Source organism: Streptomyces sp. JLYT201, assembly GCF_059448825.1.
In genome coordinates, this window is the sequence record NZ_CM182551.1 from 3,328,182 (window position 1) to 3,343,241 (window position 15,060).

At 72.6% G+C, this 15,060-nt stretch carries 15 protein-coding genes and 1 riboswitch; of the genes, 7 read left to right on the forward strand and 8 right to left on the reverse strand.

What is annotated here, in order from left to right; all coding sequences use genetic code 11:
• Nucleotides 1-11: 11 nt before the first annotated feature.
• The 4 genes from AC5WAM_RS13195 to AC5WAM_RS13210 form a co-directional block, all read right to left on the reverse strand.
• A complete protein-coding gene (locus tag AC5WAM_RS13195; RefSeq protein WP_366790111.1) occupies nt 12-1,016 on the reverse strand; it encodes an ABC transporter permease in 1,005 nt (334 codons plus the stop codon).
• Nucleotides 1,017-1,407: 391 nt separating this feature from the next.
• Entirely contained in the window at nt 1,408-2,184 is a 777-nt protein-coding gene (locus AC5WAM_RS13200; RefSeq protein WP_366790112.1) for an enhanced serine sensitivity protein SseB C-terminal domain-containing protein, read from the reverse strand.
• Nucleotides 2,185-2,418: 234 nt separating this feature from the next.
• The gene (locus tag AC5WAM_RS13205) at nt 2,419-3,204 is read right to left on the reverse strand and encodes an enhanced serine sensitivity protein SseB (RefSeq protein WP_495522695.1); all 786 of its coding nucleotides are present in this window, start codon (nt 3,202-3,204) and stop codon (nt 2,419-2,421) included.
• A 70-nt stretch (nt 3,205-3,274) separates the two neighbouring features.
• Nucleotides 3,275-4,039, reverse strand: coding sequence for an AAA family ATPase (locus AC5WAM_RS13210; RefSeq protein ID WP_495522696.1), 765 nt, complete (start codon nt 4,037-4,039; stop codon nt 3,275-3,277).
• A 134-nt stretch (nt 4,040-4,173) separates the two neighbouring features.
• Nucleotides 4,174-4,276: riboswitch (glycine riboswitch) on the forward strand.
• A gap of 175 nt (nt 4,277-4,451) precedes the next feature.
• On the opposite strand from AC5WAM_RS13210, the gene gcvT reads away from it, so the two are divergent.
• The 4 genes from gcvT to AC5WAM_RS13230 all read left to right on the forward strand — a co-directional run bounded on the left by gcvT (nt 4,452) and on the right by AC5WAM_RS13230 (nt 8,959).
• Nucleotides 4,452-5,585 (forward strand): glycine cleavage system aminomethyltransferase GcvT, encoded by a 1,134-nt coding sequence (gene gcvT / locus AC5WAM_RS13215; RefSeq protein ID WP_366790115.1) that lies wholly within the window; start codon nt 4,452-4,454, stop codon nt 5,583-5,585.
• Between the two features lie 143 nt (nt 5,586-5,728).
• On the forward strand, nt 5,729-6,106 hold the full coding sequence (gene gcvH / locus AC5WAM_RS13220; protein WP_242723927.1) for a glycine cleavage system protein GcvH: 378 nt from the start codon (nt 5,729-5,731) through the stop codon (nt 6,104-6,106).
• A gap of 25 nt (nt 6,107-6,131) precedes the next feature.
• Nucleotides 6,132-7,394 carry a serine hydroxymethyltransferase gene (gene glyA, locus AC5WAM_RS13225; RefSeq protein ID WP_366790116.1) on the forward strand — a complete coding sequence of 421 codons (1,263 nt, stop codon included), beginning with the start codon at nt 6,132-6,134 and terminating at the stop codon, nt 7,392-7,394.
• Between the two features lie 194 nt (nt 7,395-7,588).
• Nucleotides 7,589-8,959 carry an L-serine ammonia-lyase gene (locus AC5WAM_RS13230; RefSeq protein WP_495522697.1) on the forward strand — a complete coding sequence of 457 codons (1,371 nt, stop codon included), beginning with the start codon at nt 7,589-7,591 and terminating at the stop codon, nt 8,957-8,959.
• Nucleotides 8,960-8,979: 20 nt separating this feature from the next.
• On the opposite strand, the gene AC5WAM_RS13235 is transcribed toward AC5WAM_RS13230, so the two are convergent.
• Nucleotides 8,980-9,855, reverse strand: coding sequence for a phosphatidylinositol-specific phospholipase C (locus AC5WAM_RS13235; protein ID WP_495522698.1), 876 nt, complete (start codon nt 9,853-9,855; stop codon nt 8,980-8,982).
• Between the two features lie 205 nt (nt 9,856-10,060).
• On the opposite strand from AC5WAM_RS13235, the gene AC5WAM_RS13240 reads away from it, so the two are divergent.
• Nucleotides 10,061-10,612, forward strand: coding sequence for a glycoside hydrolase family 25 protein (locus AC5WAM_RS13240; protein WP_366790129.1), 552 nt, complete (start codon nt 10,061-10,063; stop codon nt 10,610-10,612).
• A 21-nt stretch (nt 10,613-10,633) separates the two neighbouring features.
• Here the strand turns inward: AC5WAM_RS13240 and AC5WAM_RS13245 are convergent, their stop codons facing one another.
• Nucleotides 10,634-11,293, reverse strand: coding sequence for a GNAT family N-acetyltransferase (locus AC5WAM_RS13245; protein WP_495522699.1), 660 nt, complete (start codon nt 11,291-11,293; stop codon nt 10,634-10,636).
• 81 nt (nt 11,294-11,374) lie between these two features.
• On the opposite strand from AC5WAM_RS13245, the gene AC5WAM_RS13250 reads away from it, so the two are divergent.
• The gene (locus AC5WAM_RS13250; protein WP_366790131.1) at nt 11,375-11,590 is read left to right on the forward strand and encodes an EF-hand domain-containing protein; all 216 of its coding nucleotides are present in this window, start codon (nt 11,375-11,377) and stop codon (nt 11,588-11,590) included.
• Nucleotides 11,591-11,642: 52 nt separating this feature from the next.
• On the opposite strand, the gene AC5WAM_RS13255 is transcribed toward AC5WAM_RS13250, so the two are convergent.
• Nucleotides 11,643-12,482: an ABC transporter ATP-binding protein gene (locus AC5WAM_RS13255; RefSeq protein ID WP_495522700.1), complete on the reverse strand. Its 840-nt coding sequence runs from the start codon at nt 12,480-12,482 to the stop codon at nt 11,643-11,645.
• On the reverse strand, nt 12,479-14,224 hold the full coding sequence (gene leuA / locus AC5WAM_RS13260) for a 2-isopropylmalate synthase (protein WP_495523576.1): 1,746 nt from the start codon (nt 14,222-14,224) through the stop codon (nt 12,479-12,481). The genes AC5WAM_RS13255 and leuA overlap by 4 nt, the downstream gene beginning before the upstream one ends.
• A gap of 115 nt (nt 14,225-14,339) precedes the next feature.
• On the opposite strand from leuA, the gene AC5WAM_RS13265 reads away from it, so the two are divergent.
• Nucleotides 14,340-15,041: a FadR/GntR family transcriptional regulator gene (locus AC5WAM_RS13265; protein WP_366790209.1), complete on the forward strand. Its 702-nt coding sequence runs from the start codon at nt 14,340-14,342 to the stop codon at nt 15,039-15,041.
• The last annotated feature ends 19 nt before the right edge of the window (nt 15,042-15,060 follow it).

The following is a 15,060-nucleotide window of genomic DNA, read 5'->3' on the forward strand; positions in this document are numbered from 1 at the left end:
AGTCGGGTCTGCTAGCGGGTTCCCTTGGGGTCGAGCGCGTCGCGCAGACCGTCCCCGAAGAGGTTGAAGGCGAGCACCGTGATGAAGATCGTCACACCCGGGAAGACCATGAACATCGGGTCGTGCTCGTACGTTTCGAGGGCGTCGCGCAGCATGCCTCCCCAGGAGGCGGTCGGCGGCTTGACACCCGCGCCCAGGAAGCTGAGGGCGGCCTCCGTGAGGATGTTCGTGGGGATCATCAGCGTCGCGTAGACGGTGATGGGGGCCACGAGGTTCGGCAGGAGTTCGCGGAAGAGGATGTGGCGCCGCCCGCCGCCGAGGCTCTTGGCGGCCTCCACGTACTCGCGCTCCCTGAGCGAGAGCGTCTGGCCGCGCACGATGCGCCCGATGTACGGCCAGCCGAAGAAGCCGATGACCAGGACGAGGATCGCGACGCGCACGCTCGTCCCTTCGAGGCCGAGGAAGTCGTCGGGAAGGACCGAGACCAGGGAGATGATGAAGAGCAGCTGCGGGAAGGAGAGCAGCACGTCCATCACGCGGCTGATCAGGGCGTCGATCCAGCCGCCGAAGTAGCCCGCGATGATCCCGAAGAGGGTGCCGAGCACCACGGCGACGATCGCGGCGAGGAAGGCCACGAGCAGCGAGATGCGTGCTCCGTAGACGATCCGGCTGAACACGTCGCGGCCCTTGTTGGGCTCGACTCCGAAGAGGTAGTCGCTGCTCACGCCGCCGAACGAGCCCGTGGGCAGGTTCGTCAGCGGGTCCAGCTTCTCCTGGTGGAAGTCGTTCGGCGGGTGTCCGAGCAGGCCGACGATCAGGGGCGCGAACACCGCCACGAGGACCAGGAGGACCACCGTGATGCCGCCCGCGAGGGCGACCTTGTCGCGCTTCAGCCGGTTCCAGGCGATCTGGGTGAGGGACCGCCCCTCGACCTTCTTCCCCCCTGCACCAGCTGCGGGGGCGACTTCCACCGTGGGTTTCGCGTCCGCAGGTGTGTCATGCAATGGCGCCGTCATCGTGGCAGGGACCCCTCTCAACCGGCGGTGACCGGCCCGCACTTGCCGCTGTAGCGACGTGATCAGTCCGTCGTACACAGGGGCGAAGGCCCCTTGGAGCGGGAGTCTTCAACGGGGTCGTGATCTGTTACCAGACTTGTCGGGGAATGGATGCGCAACCGTGATGCTGATCGAGGTGTTCCGTTATCCGGACGTCACTGAACGACGGGCGAACACGGGGCAGTTGGGGGCACAGGAGCCACACGCGTCCATACAGGCACTCCTGCCCCAGAAGAGGACATCACGCACAACGGCGCTGATCAGCTCGCCGACGACAAGCGGAATCCAGCCACCACCCTGTTCGCCGCAAGGGGCGCGCAGTGGGATTGCTACGTCTTTCGTACGAGATGCCTCAGTACTGTGCGGGATAGCCGTATCCGCCCGCGGCGGGAGCGGAAGCCCCCTGCGCGTCGCGGTCGTAGAACGGCCGGGCGTTGGCGCGCAGCCACAGCGCCACCGGGTCGTGCGGATCGGCCATCGCGACGGTCGACACGGGCAGGCCCTCGGGGACGGCGCCGATGGACTGCTGCATCATCGCGCGCACCGAGTCGACGGACGCGGGCGAGGTGTCGTACACGTCCAGGCCGATGGCCAGATAGGGCGCGCCGAGCACCGGCTGCACCCAGGCGCGGCGCAGCGCGCGGACGGCGGGGGTGCGGTGCGCGTTCTGGGTCAACAGCGCGTAGAACTGCGGGAGTTCGATGGTCGGGTCGGTCAGCCGCAGCGGGCCGGCGGGCTGGCTGGCGAGGCCGCCCGCGATGCGCCGCAGATCGAGCCAGGGGATGCCGACGCCGCCGCCTGGGGCGTGCGGATTGAGCCACAGGCCGTAGTGGTCCGGGTACAGCGCGCGGGCCACGTCGAGGCCGCCGACCACTTCGTAGCCGCGGTTCCAGCCGCTGGCGGAGAGCTCCTGGGCGGAGGTCACGCACGGCGCGTAGCCGTAGCCCTCCACCTCCATGTTGCCGTACTGGGCGTCGGGGGATCCGGCCTGGCCGTGCCAGAGCAGCATCCACACCTTGCCGTCGGCGAGGGCGTGCAGGAGCGCCTCGTACGCGTCATAGCGCCCCGGCGTCACCTGGCGCAGCATGTGCTCGACCTGTCCGGCCGCAGCGGTGCCCGACGCGCTCACCCTAACCGCCCCTTCGCGACGTGCCCTGCGCGGTCGTTGCGCCGACCGCGTCACCGGGCACCAGCTTAAGCGGGGTGTGGCGACTTAGCGCTTGAACAGGTGGTGCCGTGCTGTGCCGTGCTGTGCCGTGCTCTGCCGTCGGATGCCTGCGGGCCGTCCGTGGCTGGTCGCGCAGTTCCCCGCGCCCCTTCGGGGCGCTGGCCCCCGGGGCGCTGGCCCCTCGGGGCGCTCCCCCTAGCCTGCGGTGAAGAACGGGCGGAGGCGGGCCCTCATCCAGTCGCCCACCGGGTCCTGGGCCACGTCCAGGAGGACCAGGTTGACCGGCCACGGCACCGGGGTCCGGCCGAGGGCGCGGCCGAGGGCCGCCATGGGCAAGTCCCGGGCGTCGCTCTCCCAGGAGGACAGCTCGACGCCGACGAACAGGGTGGGGGCCTCGTCCTCGACGGTGGCGAGACAGCGCCGCGCGCTGAGCACCGCGCCCGTCGCCTCGAACTCCTGCGCCGCGGCGGACAGGAAGTCCACCGGGTCGTCCTGCCAGTCCGGCTCGAAGAGCCGCACCCGGCCGCCGCTCGCGGGCCCGTCCAGCTCCGTGCGCCCCACCCGGCACAGCGCGGCCACCGCGGCGGGCGGCAGCGGCACCGCCACCGTGCCCTCCGGGTTGAGCGCGATGCCGAGCTCCGGCGCCAGGCCGCGCGCGAACTCCACCGCGGGCGCCACCGTGCAGCTCATCCGCCCCCCGGTGGCCTGCTGGAACTCCTGCTCCGAGGTGAAGACGGGCACGTACGCCTGCCCGTCGAGCTCCAGCGTCGGCAGGTCGAGCGTGCCGCTCTCGGGCCCGCCGCCGTTCGGCAGCGGGATCCACAGGCTGCTGCGGCCCAGCACCTCGACTATGCGGGCGCCCGTCGCCTCGGACGGCGGCGCGCCGAGCGAGGCGGCGAGCACCTCCTCCAGTTCGTTGGCGGGCCAGCCGCCGTAGGGATGGGCGTGCGCCTGTGCCGGTACGTCCCCCGGAAAGTCCATCTGCCTCGACCTCTGCTCTGCGTGCTGTCTGCGGCCCGACCCTAACGCCGCCGGGCCCGCGCGCCCCGCCCTACCCGCCCTGACCCTCGAAGCCCAGCGCGCGCAGCGCCCCCGCCGCCTCCCGGTCGAGCAGCACCGCCGAGCCGCAGCCGCGCGGAAGGCGCCCGCTCTCGGCGGCCCGGACGAGACGGCCGACCGTCCTGCGGTGGCGCGCGAAGGCGTACCGGGAGACGCCGCGCCCCCGGGCGCGCTGGCCGTCGAGGGCCACCGGGGCGGGCACGTCGAGGAGGAGCAGGTGCAGCGTGGCCCCGCGCCGGGCCGCCGCGCGGGCGAGCCAGCGGCGCACCCACGGCTGGGTGCCGCAGTCGTGGACGACGACGCCGGTGCCCGCGCGCAGCGTCCGGCGCAGGTGCACGTAGTGCGCGAGGCGGACCAGGGGGCGGTAGAGCGCGTACGGGATCCGGCGCGGCACCCGGGCCGCCCAGCGGTCGCGGGTGTCCTGGGAGTCCACGCGCGGGCCCGCCACGGCGCGCCGCATCAGCGTGGACTTGCCGCTGCCGGGCAGGCCGGAGACCACCACGACGTCCCCCGCGGCGAACACCAGGCGGCGCGGGCCGTGCCCGGAGCGGCCCCTGAGGTCGCGCACCACGGCCCGGTGGGAGGCGGCGACGGCCTCCCGCGCGGGCGCCGCGGGGGCGCCCGGCTGCGGGGGCAGGGCGACGCCCGCGCCGGGCAGCACCGCCCCCGCCCTGGGCAGCGAGACACCCGTGGTCGTCGCGTAAGCACTGCTCCTGCGCACCGTGATCGGCCTCCCCATGCTCGTCACGTCACTCATCCCCAGTACTTCTCCGTCGTATGTAAAGAGAAGGTAATGCCCTACGAAGACGACAGCGGGGGACTCCCTGGTTGCGGCTGTTGTGAAGCGGGGGCGCGTGCAATGATGTGCGCGCCAACTCCATACCGGCCGCTTGAATCCGCGCGGGAGAGTCCCCGGTGACGCAGGAGCGTCGCGGGGCGCCGAAGGAGCAAGTTCCTCCCTTGAATCTCTCAGGCCCCGTACCGCGCGGGCGAGGCACATCTGAAAAGCGAGCCACTCCCCCGACGAGCGCCACCAGCTCGGCCCGCGGGACGGCTCCACCCAAGGTGCAAGTCATGCCCCGTCATACGCGCGGGACGTGGTGAACCTCTCAGGTTTATGACAGATGGGGAGGACAGACCTCGCCCGTCATGCCCTGGAGCCAGTACTGATGAGTCAGACCGCAAGCGCCCCACGTCAGACCGCCCTCGACGCCCTGCACCGTTCGCTGGGCGCCACGATGACCGACTTCGCGGGCTGGGACATGCCGCTGCGGTACGCCAGCGAGCGCGACGAGCACAACGCCGTGCGCACCAAGGCCGGCCTCTTCGACCTCTCCCACATGGGCGAGATCACCGTCACCGGCGCCCAGGCCGTGGACCTGCTGAACTTCGCGCTCGTCGGCAACATCGGCTCCGTCTCCGTGGGCCGCGCCCGGTACACCATGATCTGTCGGCAGGACGGCGGCATCCTGGACGACCTGATCGTCTACCGCCTGGCCGAGACCGAGTACATGGTCGTGGCCAATGCCTCCAACGCCCAGACCGTCCTGGACGCCCTCACCGAGCGCGCCGCGGGCTTCGACGCCGAGGTCCGCGACGACCGCGACGCCTACGCCCTGATCGCGGTGCAGGGCCCGGAGTCCCCCGGCATCCTGAAGTCCCTCACGGACGCCGACCTGGACGGCCTGAAGTACTACGCGGGCCTGCCGGGCACCGTGGCGGGCGTGCCCGCCCTGATCGCCCGCACCGGCTACACCGGCGAGGACGGCTTCGAGCTGTTCGTGCAGCCGCAGCACGCCGAGAAGCTCTGGCGGGCGCTCACGGACGCGGGTACCCCCGTGGGGCTCGTGCCATGCGGCCTGTCCTGCCGCGACACGCTGCGCCTGGAGGCGGGCATGCCGCTGTACGGGAACGAGCTGACGACGTCGCTGACCCCCTTCGACGCGGGCCTCGGCCGGGTCGTGAAGTTCGACAAGACGACCCACGCCGACGACTTCGTGGGCCACGACGCCCTGCAGGCCGCCGCGGAGCGCGCCGAGAGCGCGCCCCCGCGCAAGCTCGTCGGGCTTGTCGCCGAGGGCCGCCGGGTGCCGCGCGCGGGCATGGACGTCGTGGCGAACGGCGAGGTCATCGGCCAGGTCACCTCCGGCGCCCCGTCGCCGACGCTCGGCAAGCCGATCGCGATGGCGTACGTGGACCCGGCGCACGCGCAGGCGGGCACGGCGGGCGTGGGCGTCGACATCCGCGGCACCCACGAGCCCTACGAGGTCGTGGCGCTGCCGTTCTACAAGCGGCAGAAGTGACGCACGGCCCGCGCCGGACCTGATCCCGCGGACGCGCCGGAGTCCGGTCCGTCCGCCGGTGCCCCGTCCGTCCCGTCTCACTCCGTAAGACTGCACATCCCCGCGTTCATCAGCACACGCCCGCGTACAGGAGAATTCACGCCATGAGCAACCCCCAGCAGCTGCGTTACAGCAAGGAGCACGAGTGGCTGTCGGCCACCGAGGACGGTGTGGCGACGGTCGGCATCACCGAGTTCGCGGCCAACGCGCTCGGCGACGTCGTCTTCGCCCAGCTTCCGGCGGTCGGCGACACGGTCGCCGCGGGTGAGACCTGCGGTGAGCTGGAGTCGACGAAGTCGGTCAGCGACCTGTACTCGCCGGTTTCCGGTGAGGTCGTCGAGGCCAACCAGGACGTTGTGGACGACCCGTCCCTGGTGAACTCGGCCCCCTTCGAGGGCGGCTGGCTGTTCAAGGTGCGCGTCGCCGAGGAGCCGGGCGACCTGCTCTCCGCCGACGAGTACACCGAGTTCGCAGGCAGCTGACCACGGCGTAAGGACTGATCTTCCGATGTCGCTTCTGAACACCCCTCTCCACGAGCTCGACCCGGACGTGGCCGCGGCCGTCGACGCCGAGCTGAACCGCCAGCAGTCCACCCTGGAAATGATCGCCTCGGAGAACTTCGCTCCGGTCGCCGTCATGGAGGCCCAGGGCACGGTCCTCACCAACAAGTACGCCGAGGGCTACCCCGGCCGCCGCTACTACGGCGGCTGCGAGCACGTCGACGTGGCCGAGCAGATCGCGATCGACCGGGTCAAGGAGCTGTTCGGCGCCGAGTACGCCAACGTCCAGCCGCACTCCGGCGCCTCCGCCAACCAGGCCGCGCTCTTCGCCATCGCCAAGCCCGGCGACACGATCCTCGGCCTGGACCTGGCGCACGGCGGCCACCTCACCCACGGCATGCGCCTGAACTTCTCCGGCAAGCAGTTCAACGTGGTCCCGTACCACGTGGACGAGGCCGGCCTGGTCGACATGGCCGAGGTCGAGCGCCTGGCCAAGGAGAACAGCCCGAAGGTGATCATCGCGGGCTGGTCCGCCTACCCGCGTCAGCTCGACTTCGCCGAGTTCCGCCGGATCGCCGACGAGGTCGGCGCGTACCTGTGGGTCGACATGGCGCACTTCGCCGGTCTCGTCGCCGCGGGCCTGCACCCGAACCCGGTGCCGTTCGCGGACGTGGTGACCTCCACCACGCACAAGACGCTCGGCGGCCCGCGCGGCGGCATCATCCTGGCCCGCAACAAGGACTTCGCGAAGAAGCTGAACTCCGCGGTCTTCCCCGGCTTCCAGGGCGGCCCCCTGGAGCACGTGATCGCGGCCAAGGCCGTCTCCTTCAAGGTCGCGGCCTCCGAGGAGTTCAAGGAGCGCCAGCAGCGCACCCTGGACGGCGCCCGCATCCTGGCCGAGCGCCTGGTCCAGGACGACGCCAAGGCCGTCGGCGTGGACGTCCTGTCCGGCGGCACGGACGTGCACCTGGTCCTGGTCGACCTGCGCGACAGCGAGCTGGACGGCCAGCAGGCCGAGGACCGCCTCCACGAGGTCGGCATCACGGTCAACCGCAACGCCGTCCCGAACGACCCGCGCCCGCCGATGGTCACCTCCGGCCTGCGCATCGGCACCCCGGCCCTGGCCACCCGCGGCTTCCAGGCCGAGGACTTCCGCGAGGTCGCCGACATCATCGCGGAGGCGCTGAAGCCCGGCTTCGACGCCGAGTCCCTGCGGGGCCGGGTGTCCGCTCTGGCCGCGAAGCACCCGCTGTACCCCGGCCTGAAGTAGTTTCGTACGCTTTTATTGGTACGGACTTCCGGGGCACCGCGCACACTGGACCTGAGGACGGTGCGCGCGGTGCCCCGCACCGCGTGCCCGACCAGCAGACCCGCAAGCCCGTGAAAGCCCGCCGAGCCCGCGCAGCACCGCCCTCGCACGACCGGCAGACAACGGCGTCTACCACCCACCATTGGAGTTCTCTCGTGGCCATCTCGGTCTTCGACCTGTTCTCGATCGGCATCGGCCCGTCCAGCTCCCACACGGTCGGCCCGATGCGGGCGGCGCGCATGTTCGCCCGCCGCCTCAAGAACGAGGGCCTGCTGGCCCACACCACGGCCATACGCGCCGAGCTGTACGGCTCCCTCGGCGCCACCGGCCACGGCCACGGCACGCCCAAGGCCGTCCTCCTCGGACTGGAGGGCGAGTCCCCGCGCACGGTGAACGTGGAGAGCGCCGACGACCGCGTCGAGGAGATCAAGACCTCCCGGCGGCTGAACGTCCTCGGCATGCACGAGATCGACTTCGACTTCGACGAGGACCTGGTCCTGCACCGCCGCAAGGCCCTGCCGTACCACGCGAACGGCATGACGATCTTCGCGTACGACCGCGAGGGCGCCCTCGTCCTGGAGAAGACCTACTACTCGGTAGGCGGCGGCTTCGTCGTCGACGAGGCGGCCGTCGAGGGCCAGAACCCGATCGTGCCCGACGACACGGTCCTGAAGTACCCCTTCCGCACCGGTGACGAGCTGCTGCGCCTCTCCGCCGAGACGGGCCTGTCCATCTCCGCGATGATGCTGGAGAACGAGAAGGCCTGGCGCACCGAGGAGGAGATCCGCGAGGGCCTGCTCGACATCTGGCGCGTCATGCAGGCCTGCGTCTCGCGCGGCATGTCCCGCGAGGGCATCCTGCCCGGCGGCCTGAAGGTCCGCCGCCGCGCCGCCCACTCCGCCCGCCAGCTGCGCGCCGAGGGCGACCCGCAGGCCCGCGCGATGGAGTGGATCACGCTGTACGCGATGGCGGTGAACGAGGAGAACGCCGCGGGCGGCCGCGTCGTGACCGCCCCGACGAACGGCGCCGCGGGCATCATCCCGGCCGTCCTGCACTACTACATGAACTTCGTGCCCGGCGCCGACGAGGAGGGCGTGGTCCGCTTCCTGCTCGCCGCCGGCGCCATCGGCATGCTCTTCAAGGAGAACGCGTCGATCTCCGGTGCCGAGGTCGGCTGCCAGGGCGAGGTCGGCTCCGCCTGCTCGATGGCGGCGGGCGCCCTCGCCGAGGTCCTCGGCGGCTCCCCGGAGCAGGTGGAGAACGCCGCCGAGATCGGCATGGAGCACAACCTCGGCCTGACCTGCGACCCGGTCGGCGGCCTCGTCCAGATCCCGTGCATCGAGCGCAACGGCATGGCCGCGGTGAAGGCCGTCACCGCCGCCCGCATGGCCATGCGCGGCGACGGCTCCCACAAGGTGTCCCTCGACAAGGTCATCAAGACCATGAAGGAGACCGGCGCCGACATGAGCGTGAAGTACAAGGAGACCGCGCGCGGCGGCCTCGCGGTCAACATCATCGAGTGCTGACCCGGGCTCCCGCGAGGGCCCTAGTGGTGGGCGATGAGTGACTCCACCAGGCCGGCGCGGGTGTTCGGGTAGTCCATCGGCACGATCCCGAGCCCCCGCCAGGCCCGCCCCTCGGCGCTCTCCAGGAGGGCGTGCACCTTCGGGTTCAGCTCGTCGGAGTTCCAGCGCGGCGGCAGCCCGGCCGCGGTGCTCACGAAGTTGACGTACTGCTTGCCGGGCTGGGCCGCGGCCTTGCGGAAGTGTGCCTCGACCTTCGGGTACTTCGCGCCCGGGGCGGCGTTCCAGTCGTCCTGGAGGTCGAAGGTCCCGGTGTCGCCCCACCGGATGCCGCCCGGCAGGCCGCCGTTGTCGGCGATGAGGACGACGCGGCCGCGCACGTCGCCGAGGCGCGGCCAGGCCTGCCCGATGTGGAAGAGGGACCGCCACCCGCGCCGGTCCAGATAGTCGTCGAAGACCGCGCGGAACGCGCTGTCGCTCTCTTCCGAGTACTCCTGCTTGACCCGCATGAGGACGGTCTCCGACGGCTGGGCGGCCAGGAGGTCCCGGCAGGCGCCGAGCACGTCGTCGAAGTTCAGGTTCTGGTAGAACGCCGCGTGGTGGATGGTGAAGGAGCCCTCGAAGGCCCGGCACCGGATGTCCAGGAACCGTATGCCGGAGGCCAGTTGCTGCCCGAGCGTGGTGTTCTGGCACTCCACCCACCAGCCGCCGAAGCGGGCCCCGGAGTCGTGCGTACCGGGAATCGTGAGGCGCTGAAGGGGAGTCGAGGAGTCGATCCCGGCCAGCCAGCTGCGGCCGTCGAGGGGGCGGGCGGCGGCACGCGTCGCGGACGTGCCGACGAGGGCGGCGGACGCGGTGGCACCGGCGGCGGCGAGGAAGGTGCGACGGCTGAGGGCCATGTGGGTTCCCGTGGGGGTGGGGGGCGTGGGAAGGGCCCTCAGTATGGATGGGAACGCCTGTGGTGGGGAACGGTCAATCCACAGTCAGCAGTTCACGTTTCACCGACCGCTCACCGATCGCTCACCGACCGCCGGGGCGAACCCCCCACCCCCCGTTCCCCGGCCGCGACCCGCTTCCCTCCTCCCCCACCTCCGGAGGCCATCCATGCTGCGCGGCATCGACGTCAGTTCCCACCAGTCGTCCTTCTCGACCGACGGCGTCTCCTTCGTCATCGTCAAGGCCACCGAGGGCCGCTCCTACATCAATCCGCGCCTGTCGGCCCAGACGGAACGCGCCCGCGACGCCGACTGCGTCCTGGGCTTCTACCACTTCCTGTGGCCCGGCAACATCACGGCCCAGGCGGAGTACTTCGTGGCCGAGGCCCCGGAGCGGGCGGGCGACTTCCTGGCCGTCGACTGGGAGTGGACGGGCGACCACACGGCGGCGACGAACGCGGAGAAGGACCGCTTCATCAAGGAGGTGAAGCGGCTCCGCCCGAACCTGCGGACGATCCTCTACACCAACCGCGACTTCTGGCTGAACCGGGACACGACGTCGTACGCGGGCGACGGCCTGTGGATCGCCGACTACGTGACGGCGGGCAAGCCCCGCATCCGCGCCGAGTGGCGCATCCACCAGTACACGTCGACGCCCCTGGACAAGAACGTGGCGGACTTCCCCGACAAGGCCGCGATGCGCGCCTGGGCCACGCCCTAGCCCGGCCTCCGGGACGCCCCGCTACCGGGCGAAGAACAGGGCCTCCGCGCCCACGGGGCGGAACCCCGCCGCCTGGAAGGCCCGGACGCTGCGGGCGTTGCCCGGGGCCTGCTGGGCCCACACCGTGCCGCCGCCCGGCACGAGGGCGCGGGCCGCCGAGGCGAGCGCCCGTCCGAGGCCCCGGTGGCGTGCCGACTCGTCGACCTCCACGGACACCTCCCAGCGCCCCGCGACCCCGCGCCCGAGGACGACGACGCCGCCCGCGTCGGACGTCCACACCCGTACGTCATCACGCCGCTTGAGGGCCCGGGCCACGCGGGGGTGGTCGGGGTCGTCGAGCGCGCGCAGGCCGAGGGCCGGGTCCGGTGGTCCGGGCACGGCGGACGCCACGGTGACCAGGTCGATGGTGTCGACCGCGAGCCCGGTCCGCTGCCCGAAGGCGGTGAGGAAGCCCGGGTTCATCGTCGCGGCCAGCGGGTCGCAGCCGATGCCCGCCACGGTGGCGCGTACCCACTGGGGGTCCTCGTCGGTGAAGACGACGGTGTGCGCCGTGAACGACATGACCCCGGCGTCGCGCGGCGACGGCTGCGGCACGACGGTGGTGCTGCCGTCGGCGGCGGGGAACTCCCCGCGCGCGGCGGCGCTGAGGACGGCGTCGAGTGACGCCGGTGCGCTGGCCATGGCCGTACTCCTTGCAATCGTCACCCGGACCGGCCGTTACCCTAACCCCCGTCAGTAGGACACGAGGAAGGGGCGGACCCGGTGGCGGACATCGAGGAAGCACGCAAGCAGTTCGACCGGTTCGACGCGGACGGCGACGGCTACATCACGGCGGCGGAGTACAAGACCGCCATGGCGCAGATGGGGGACTGGCACGTCACCGAGTCGGTGGCCGAGGCCATCATCAAGTCCAAGGACCTGAACGGCGACAAGCTGCTCTCCTTCGACGAGTTCTGGGCCAGCCTGAACAAGGCCTGAGCAGACCTCGCACCACCGGACGGGCCAGGACTCTCCTGGCCCGTCCGACGTTTCACACCCCGTACCCGGCGCCCCGCACGGCCCACCGCCCCGCGCGCCGCTCCACCCGTACCGGGTGGTCGAAGCACGCGCTGATCAGCTCGCTCGTCACCACGTCCCGTACGGCCCCCGAGGCGAACACCCGCCCCTCCCGCAGCAGCACGGCGTGCGTGGTGCCGGCGGGCAGCTCCTCCAGGTGGTGGGTGACGAGGACCGTGGCCAGCCGGGGATGCGCGGCCCGCAGCGCGTCGAGGCTGTCGAGGAGCCGCTCGCGGCCCGGCAGGTCGAGCCCGGTGGCGGGCTCGTCCAGGAGCAGGAGCCGCGGGTCCGGCATGAGCGCGCGGGCGATCAGGGCCCGGCCGCGCTCGCCCTGCGACAGCGTGGGCCAGCGGGCGTCGGCGCGGGCGGTCAGGCCCAGCGCCTCGATCAGCCGCTCGGCCCGCTCACGCTGGGCCCGCGACGGCTGCCAGTGCGGTACCCGGGCCACGCTGTTGGTCAGGCCGGTGAGGACGACCTCGCGCACGGGCAGCGGGGAGCGCAGCGGATGGCGGGGGTCGACGTGCCCCAGGTACGTGCGCAGCTCCCTCAGGTCGACGGTGCCGAGGCGGCGGCCGAGGACGTCCACCGTGCCGTGCGTGGGGTGCGTCAGGGCGCCGAGCAGGCTCAGGAGGGTGGACTTGCCCGCGCCGTTGGCGCCGAGCAGCGCCCAGTGCTCCCCGGCCCCGACCGTGAGCGAGACGTCGTCGAGGATGCGGCGGCCGTCGCGGACCACGGCGACGGCCGCGGCGCGCAGGAGGGGAGCGGGTCCCGCCGTCGCCGGGGCGGCGAGCGCGGCCGGGCCGGTCGCCGTCATGCCGTCGCCGCCGCGGGGTCCTGGGCCGGCCGGGGCTCCAGGCCGCGGTTCACCGCCGACACCACGGCCTGCACCGACGCGGTGAGCAGCGAGGTGTCCACGCCCGCGCCCCAGACGTCGGCGCCGCCGACGCGGCAGCGCGCGTAGGCGGCCGCCTCGCTGGTACCGCCCGCGGCGAGGGCGTGTTCGCTGTAGTCGAGCACGTCGACGGCGACGCCCGCCGCGCCGAGCGCGGCCACGAAGGCCGACAGCGGGCCGTTGCCGACGCCCTCGAAGTCCCCGGGGCGCCCGTCCACTTCCAGGGTGCACACACAGCGGTGCAGGCCGTCCGGGGAGGTGTCCGCGGTCCAGGCCAGGACCGCCACCGCGCCGCCGGAGCCCGCCCGGCCCGGCGCGAGGTACGTGGTGCGGAACAGCTCGTACAGCTCGTCAGGGCCGGCCTCCCGGCCGCTGCCGTCGGTCGCCTCCTGCACCAGGCGGGCCATGTCGGGGCGCATCCCCGCGGGCAGGTCGAGCCCGTGGCGCGTCCGCAGCAGATACGCGGTGCCGCCCTTGCCCGACTGGGAGTTGACCCGGATCACGGCCTCGTACGAGCGCCCGACGTCGGCCGGGTCGATCGGCAGGTACGGCACGCTCCAGGGCGCGTCGCCCGGCTCGACGCCCAGCTCCGCGGCCCGCTCGGCGTGGCGGGCCAGGCCCTTGGCGATGGCGTCCTGGTGGGTGCCGGAGAACGCGGTGTGCACGAGGTCGCCCGCGTACGGGTGGCGCGGGTGCACGGGCAGGCGGTTGCAGTGCTCGACGACCTCGCGGACCGCGTCGACGTCGGACAGGTCCAGCATCGGGTCGACGCCCTGCGCGTACAGGTTGAGCGCGAGCGTCACCAGGTCGACGTTGCCGGTGCGCTCGCCGTTGCCGAACAGACAGCCCTCGACGCGCTGCGCCCCGGCGAGCAGCGCGAGTTCGGCGCAGGCGACGCCGGTGCCGCGGTCGTTGTGCGGGTGCACGGACAGGATGACGCTGTCGCGCCGGGCCAAGTGGCGGTGCATGTACTCGATCTGGTCGGCGTACACGTTCGGCGTGGCTATCTCGACGGTCGCCGGGAGGTTGTGCGTGACGGGCCGGTCCGGGCTCGCGTCCCACAGCTCGGTGAGGGAGTCGCACAGCTGGAGGACGTAGTCGGGCTCGGTCAGGTTGAAGGTCTCCGGCGCGAACTGGAAGCGGATGTCGGCGGCCGGGCGCGCGTCCGCGAGGCGGGCCATGTGCGCCGCCGCCTCGCGCGCGACGGCGGCCACCGTCGGGCGGTCCCGGCCGAGCACGACCTCGCGCCACACCGGCGAGGTGGCGATGTACAGGTGGACCACGGCCCGCGGCAGCCCGTCGACGGCCTCGAAGGTGCGGTCGATGAGCTCGGGGCGGGCCGGGGTGAAGACGACGGGCGTGACGTCGTCCGGTACGGCTCCGCAGCGCACGAGCTCCACCAGGTGCCGGACGAAGTCGAAGTCCGCCCGGCTCGCCGACGGATAGCCGACCTCGATCTCCTTGAACCCCATGGACACGAGCAGGTCGAAGAAGCGGCGCTTGCGCGCGGTGTCCATCGGCTCGGCCAGGGCCTGGTTGCCGTCGCGCAGGTCGACGGGGACCCAGAGGGGGGCGCGGGTGAGCCTGGCCGAGGGCCAGCTCCGGTCCGTCGGGCGGGGGACGTCGACCCGGTCTTCGTACGGGAGATAGCGGTGCGCGGGCATGGGGCCGGGGCGCTGCGGATTCCAGGGGTACGAGATCACGCCGCCACCCTAGGCAGACCTCAGGTCCTCAGACAAGTACTCCTCAGACAAGTACACTCGCGGGGTGACCTCTCGTATGCCGCGCCCGCCCCTCGGCGCCCTCCGCCCCAGCCCCCTCGTCGAACAGGCCACGGAGCGGCTGCGCGACCAGATCACCGGGGGCGGCTGGCCGGTCGGCGCGAAGCTTCCCGGGGAGACGACCCTCGCCAAGGAGCTGGGCGTCGGCCGCTCCACGGTCCGCGAGGCGCTGCGCGCGCTGGCCGGGGCGGGGCTCGTCCAGGCGCGGCAGGGCGCCGGGGTCTTCGTCACCGCCACCGAACCGGTCGAGGACTGGCCGACGCGGCTGCGGGCGGCCGCGATCGGCGACGTGTACGAGGTGCGGGCGCTCGTCGAGGTGCAGGCCGCCCGGCTCGCTGCGGCCCGCCGCACGCCCGAGGACGTCACGGCGCTGCGGGCCGCGCTCGCGGCGCGGCGGGCGGCCGCGGGCGGGGGCGACGCCGCGTTCGTCGACGCCGACATCGCGCTGCACGCCGCCGTGGTGGGGGCCGCGCACAACCCCGTCCTCACGGACCTGTTCGCCCAGTTCGTGCCCGCGCTGCGGCAGGGGCTCATCGATCTGCTCGACCTCATCGACGTGCGCCGGGAGGAGGCCGACCACGGGGACGAGGCGCATGCCGCGCTCGTGCGGGCGGTCGTGGACGGGGACGGGGAGGCGGCGGAGCGGCTTGCCCGGGCGGAACTGGAGGTGACGCTGGGGCGGCTGGTCGACCGGGGCTAGCGGGCCCCGGCGGGGGCGC

What these genes read in the sequence shown, in the direction of transcription:
- gcvH (WP_242723927.1), top strand. Translation starts at nt 5,729, where the DNA reads ATGAGCAACCCCCAGCAGCTGCGTTACAGCAAGGAGCACGAGTGGCTG.
- AC5WAM_RS13240 (WP_366790129.1), top strand. Translation starts at nt 10,061, where the DNA reads ATGCTGCGCGGCATCGACGTCAGTTCCCACCAGTCGTCCTTCTCGACC.
- leuA (WP_495523576.1), bottom strand. Translation starts at nt 14,224, where the DNA reads ATGCCCGCGCACCGCTATCTCCCGTACGAAGACCGGGTCGACGTCCCC.
- glyA (WP_366790116.1), top strand. Translation starts at nt 6,132, where the DNA reads ATGTCGCTTCTGAACACCCCTCTCCACGAGCTCGACCCGGACGTGGCC.
- AC5WAM_RS13205 (WP_495522695.1), bottom strand. Translation starts at nt 3,204, where the DNA reads ATGGACTTTCCGGGGGACGTACCGGCACAGGCGCACGCCCATCCCTAC.
- gcvT (WP_366790115.1), top strand. Translation starts at nt 4,452, where the DNA reads ATGAGTCAGACCGCAAGCGCCCCACGTCAGACCGCCCTCGACGCCCTG.
- AC5WAM_RS13210 (WP_495522696.1), bottom strand. Translation starts at nt 4,039, where the DNA reads ATGAGTGACGTGACGAGCATGGGGAGGCCGATCACGGTGCGCAGGAGC.
- AC5WAM_RS13255 (WP_495522700.1), bottom strand. Translation starts at nt 12,482, where the DNA reads ATGACGGCGACCGGCCCGGCCGCGCTCGCCGCCCCGGCGACGGCGGGA.
- AC5WAM_RS13245 (WP_495522699.1), bottom strand. Translation starts at nt 11,293, where the DNA reads ATGGCCAGCGCACCGGCGTCACTCGACGCCGTCCTCAGCGCCGCCGCG.
- AC5WAM_RS13195 (WP_366790111.1), bottom strand. Translation starts at nt 1,016, where the DNA reads ATGACGGCGCCATTGCATGACACACCTGCGGACGCGAAACCCACGGTG.
- AC5WAM_RS13265 (WP_366790209.1), top strand. Translation starts at nt 14,340, where the DNA reads ATGCCGCGCCCGCCCCTCGGCGCCCTCCGCCCCAGCCCCCTCGTCGAA.
- AC5WAM_RS13235 (WP_495522698.1), bottom strand. Translation starts at nt 9,855, where the DNA reads ATGGCCCTCAGCCGTCGCACCTTCCTCGCCGCCGCCGGTGCCACCGCG.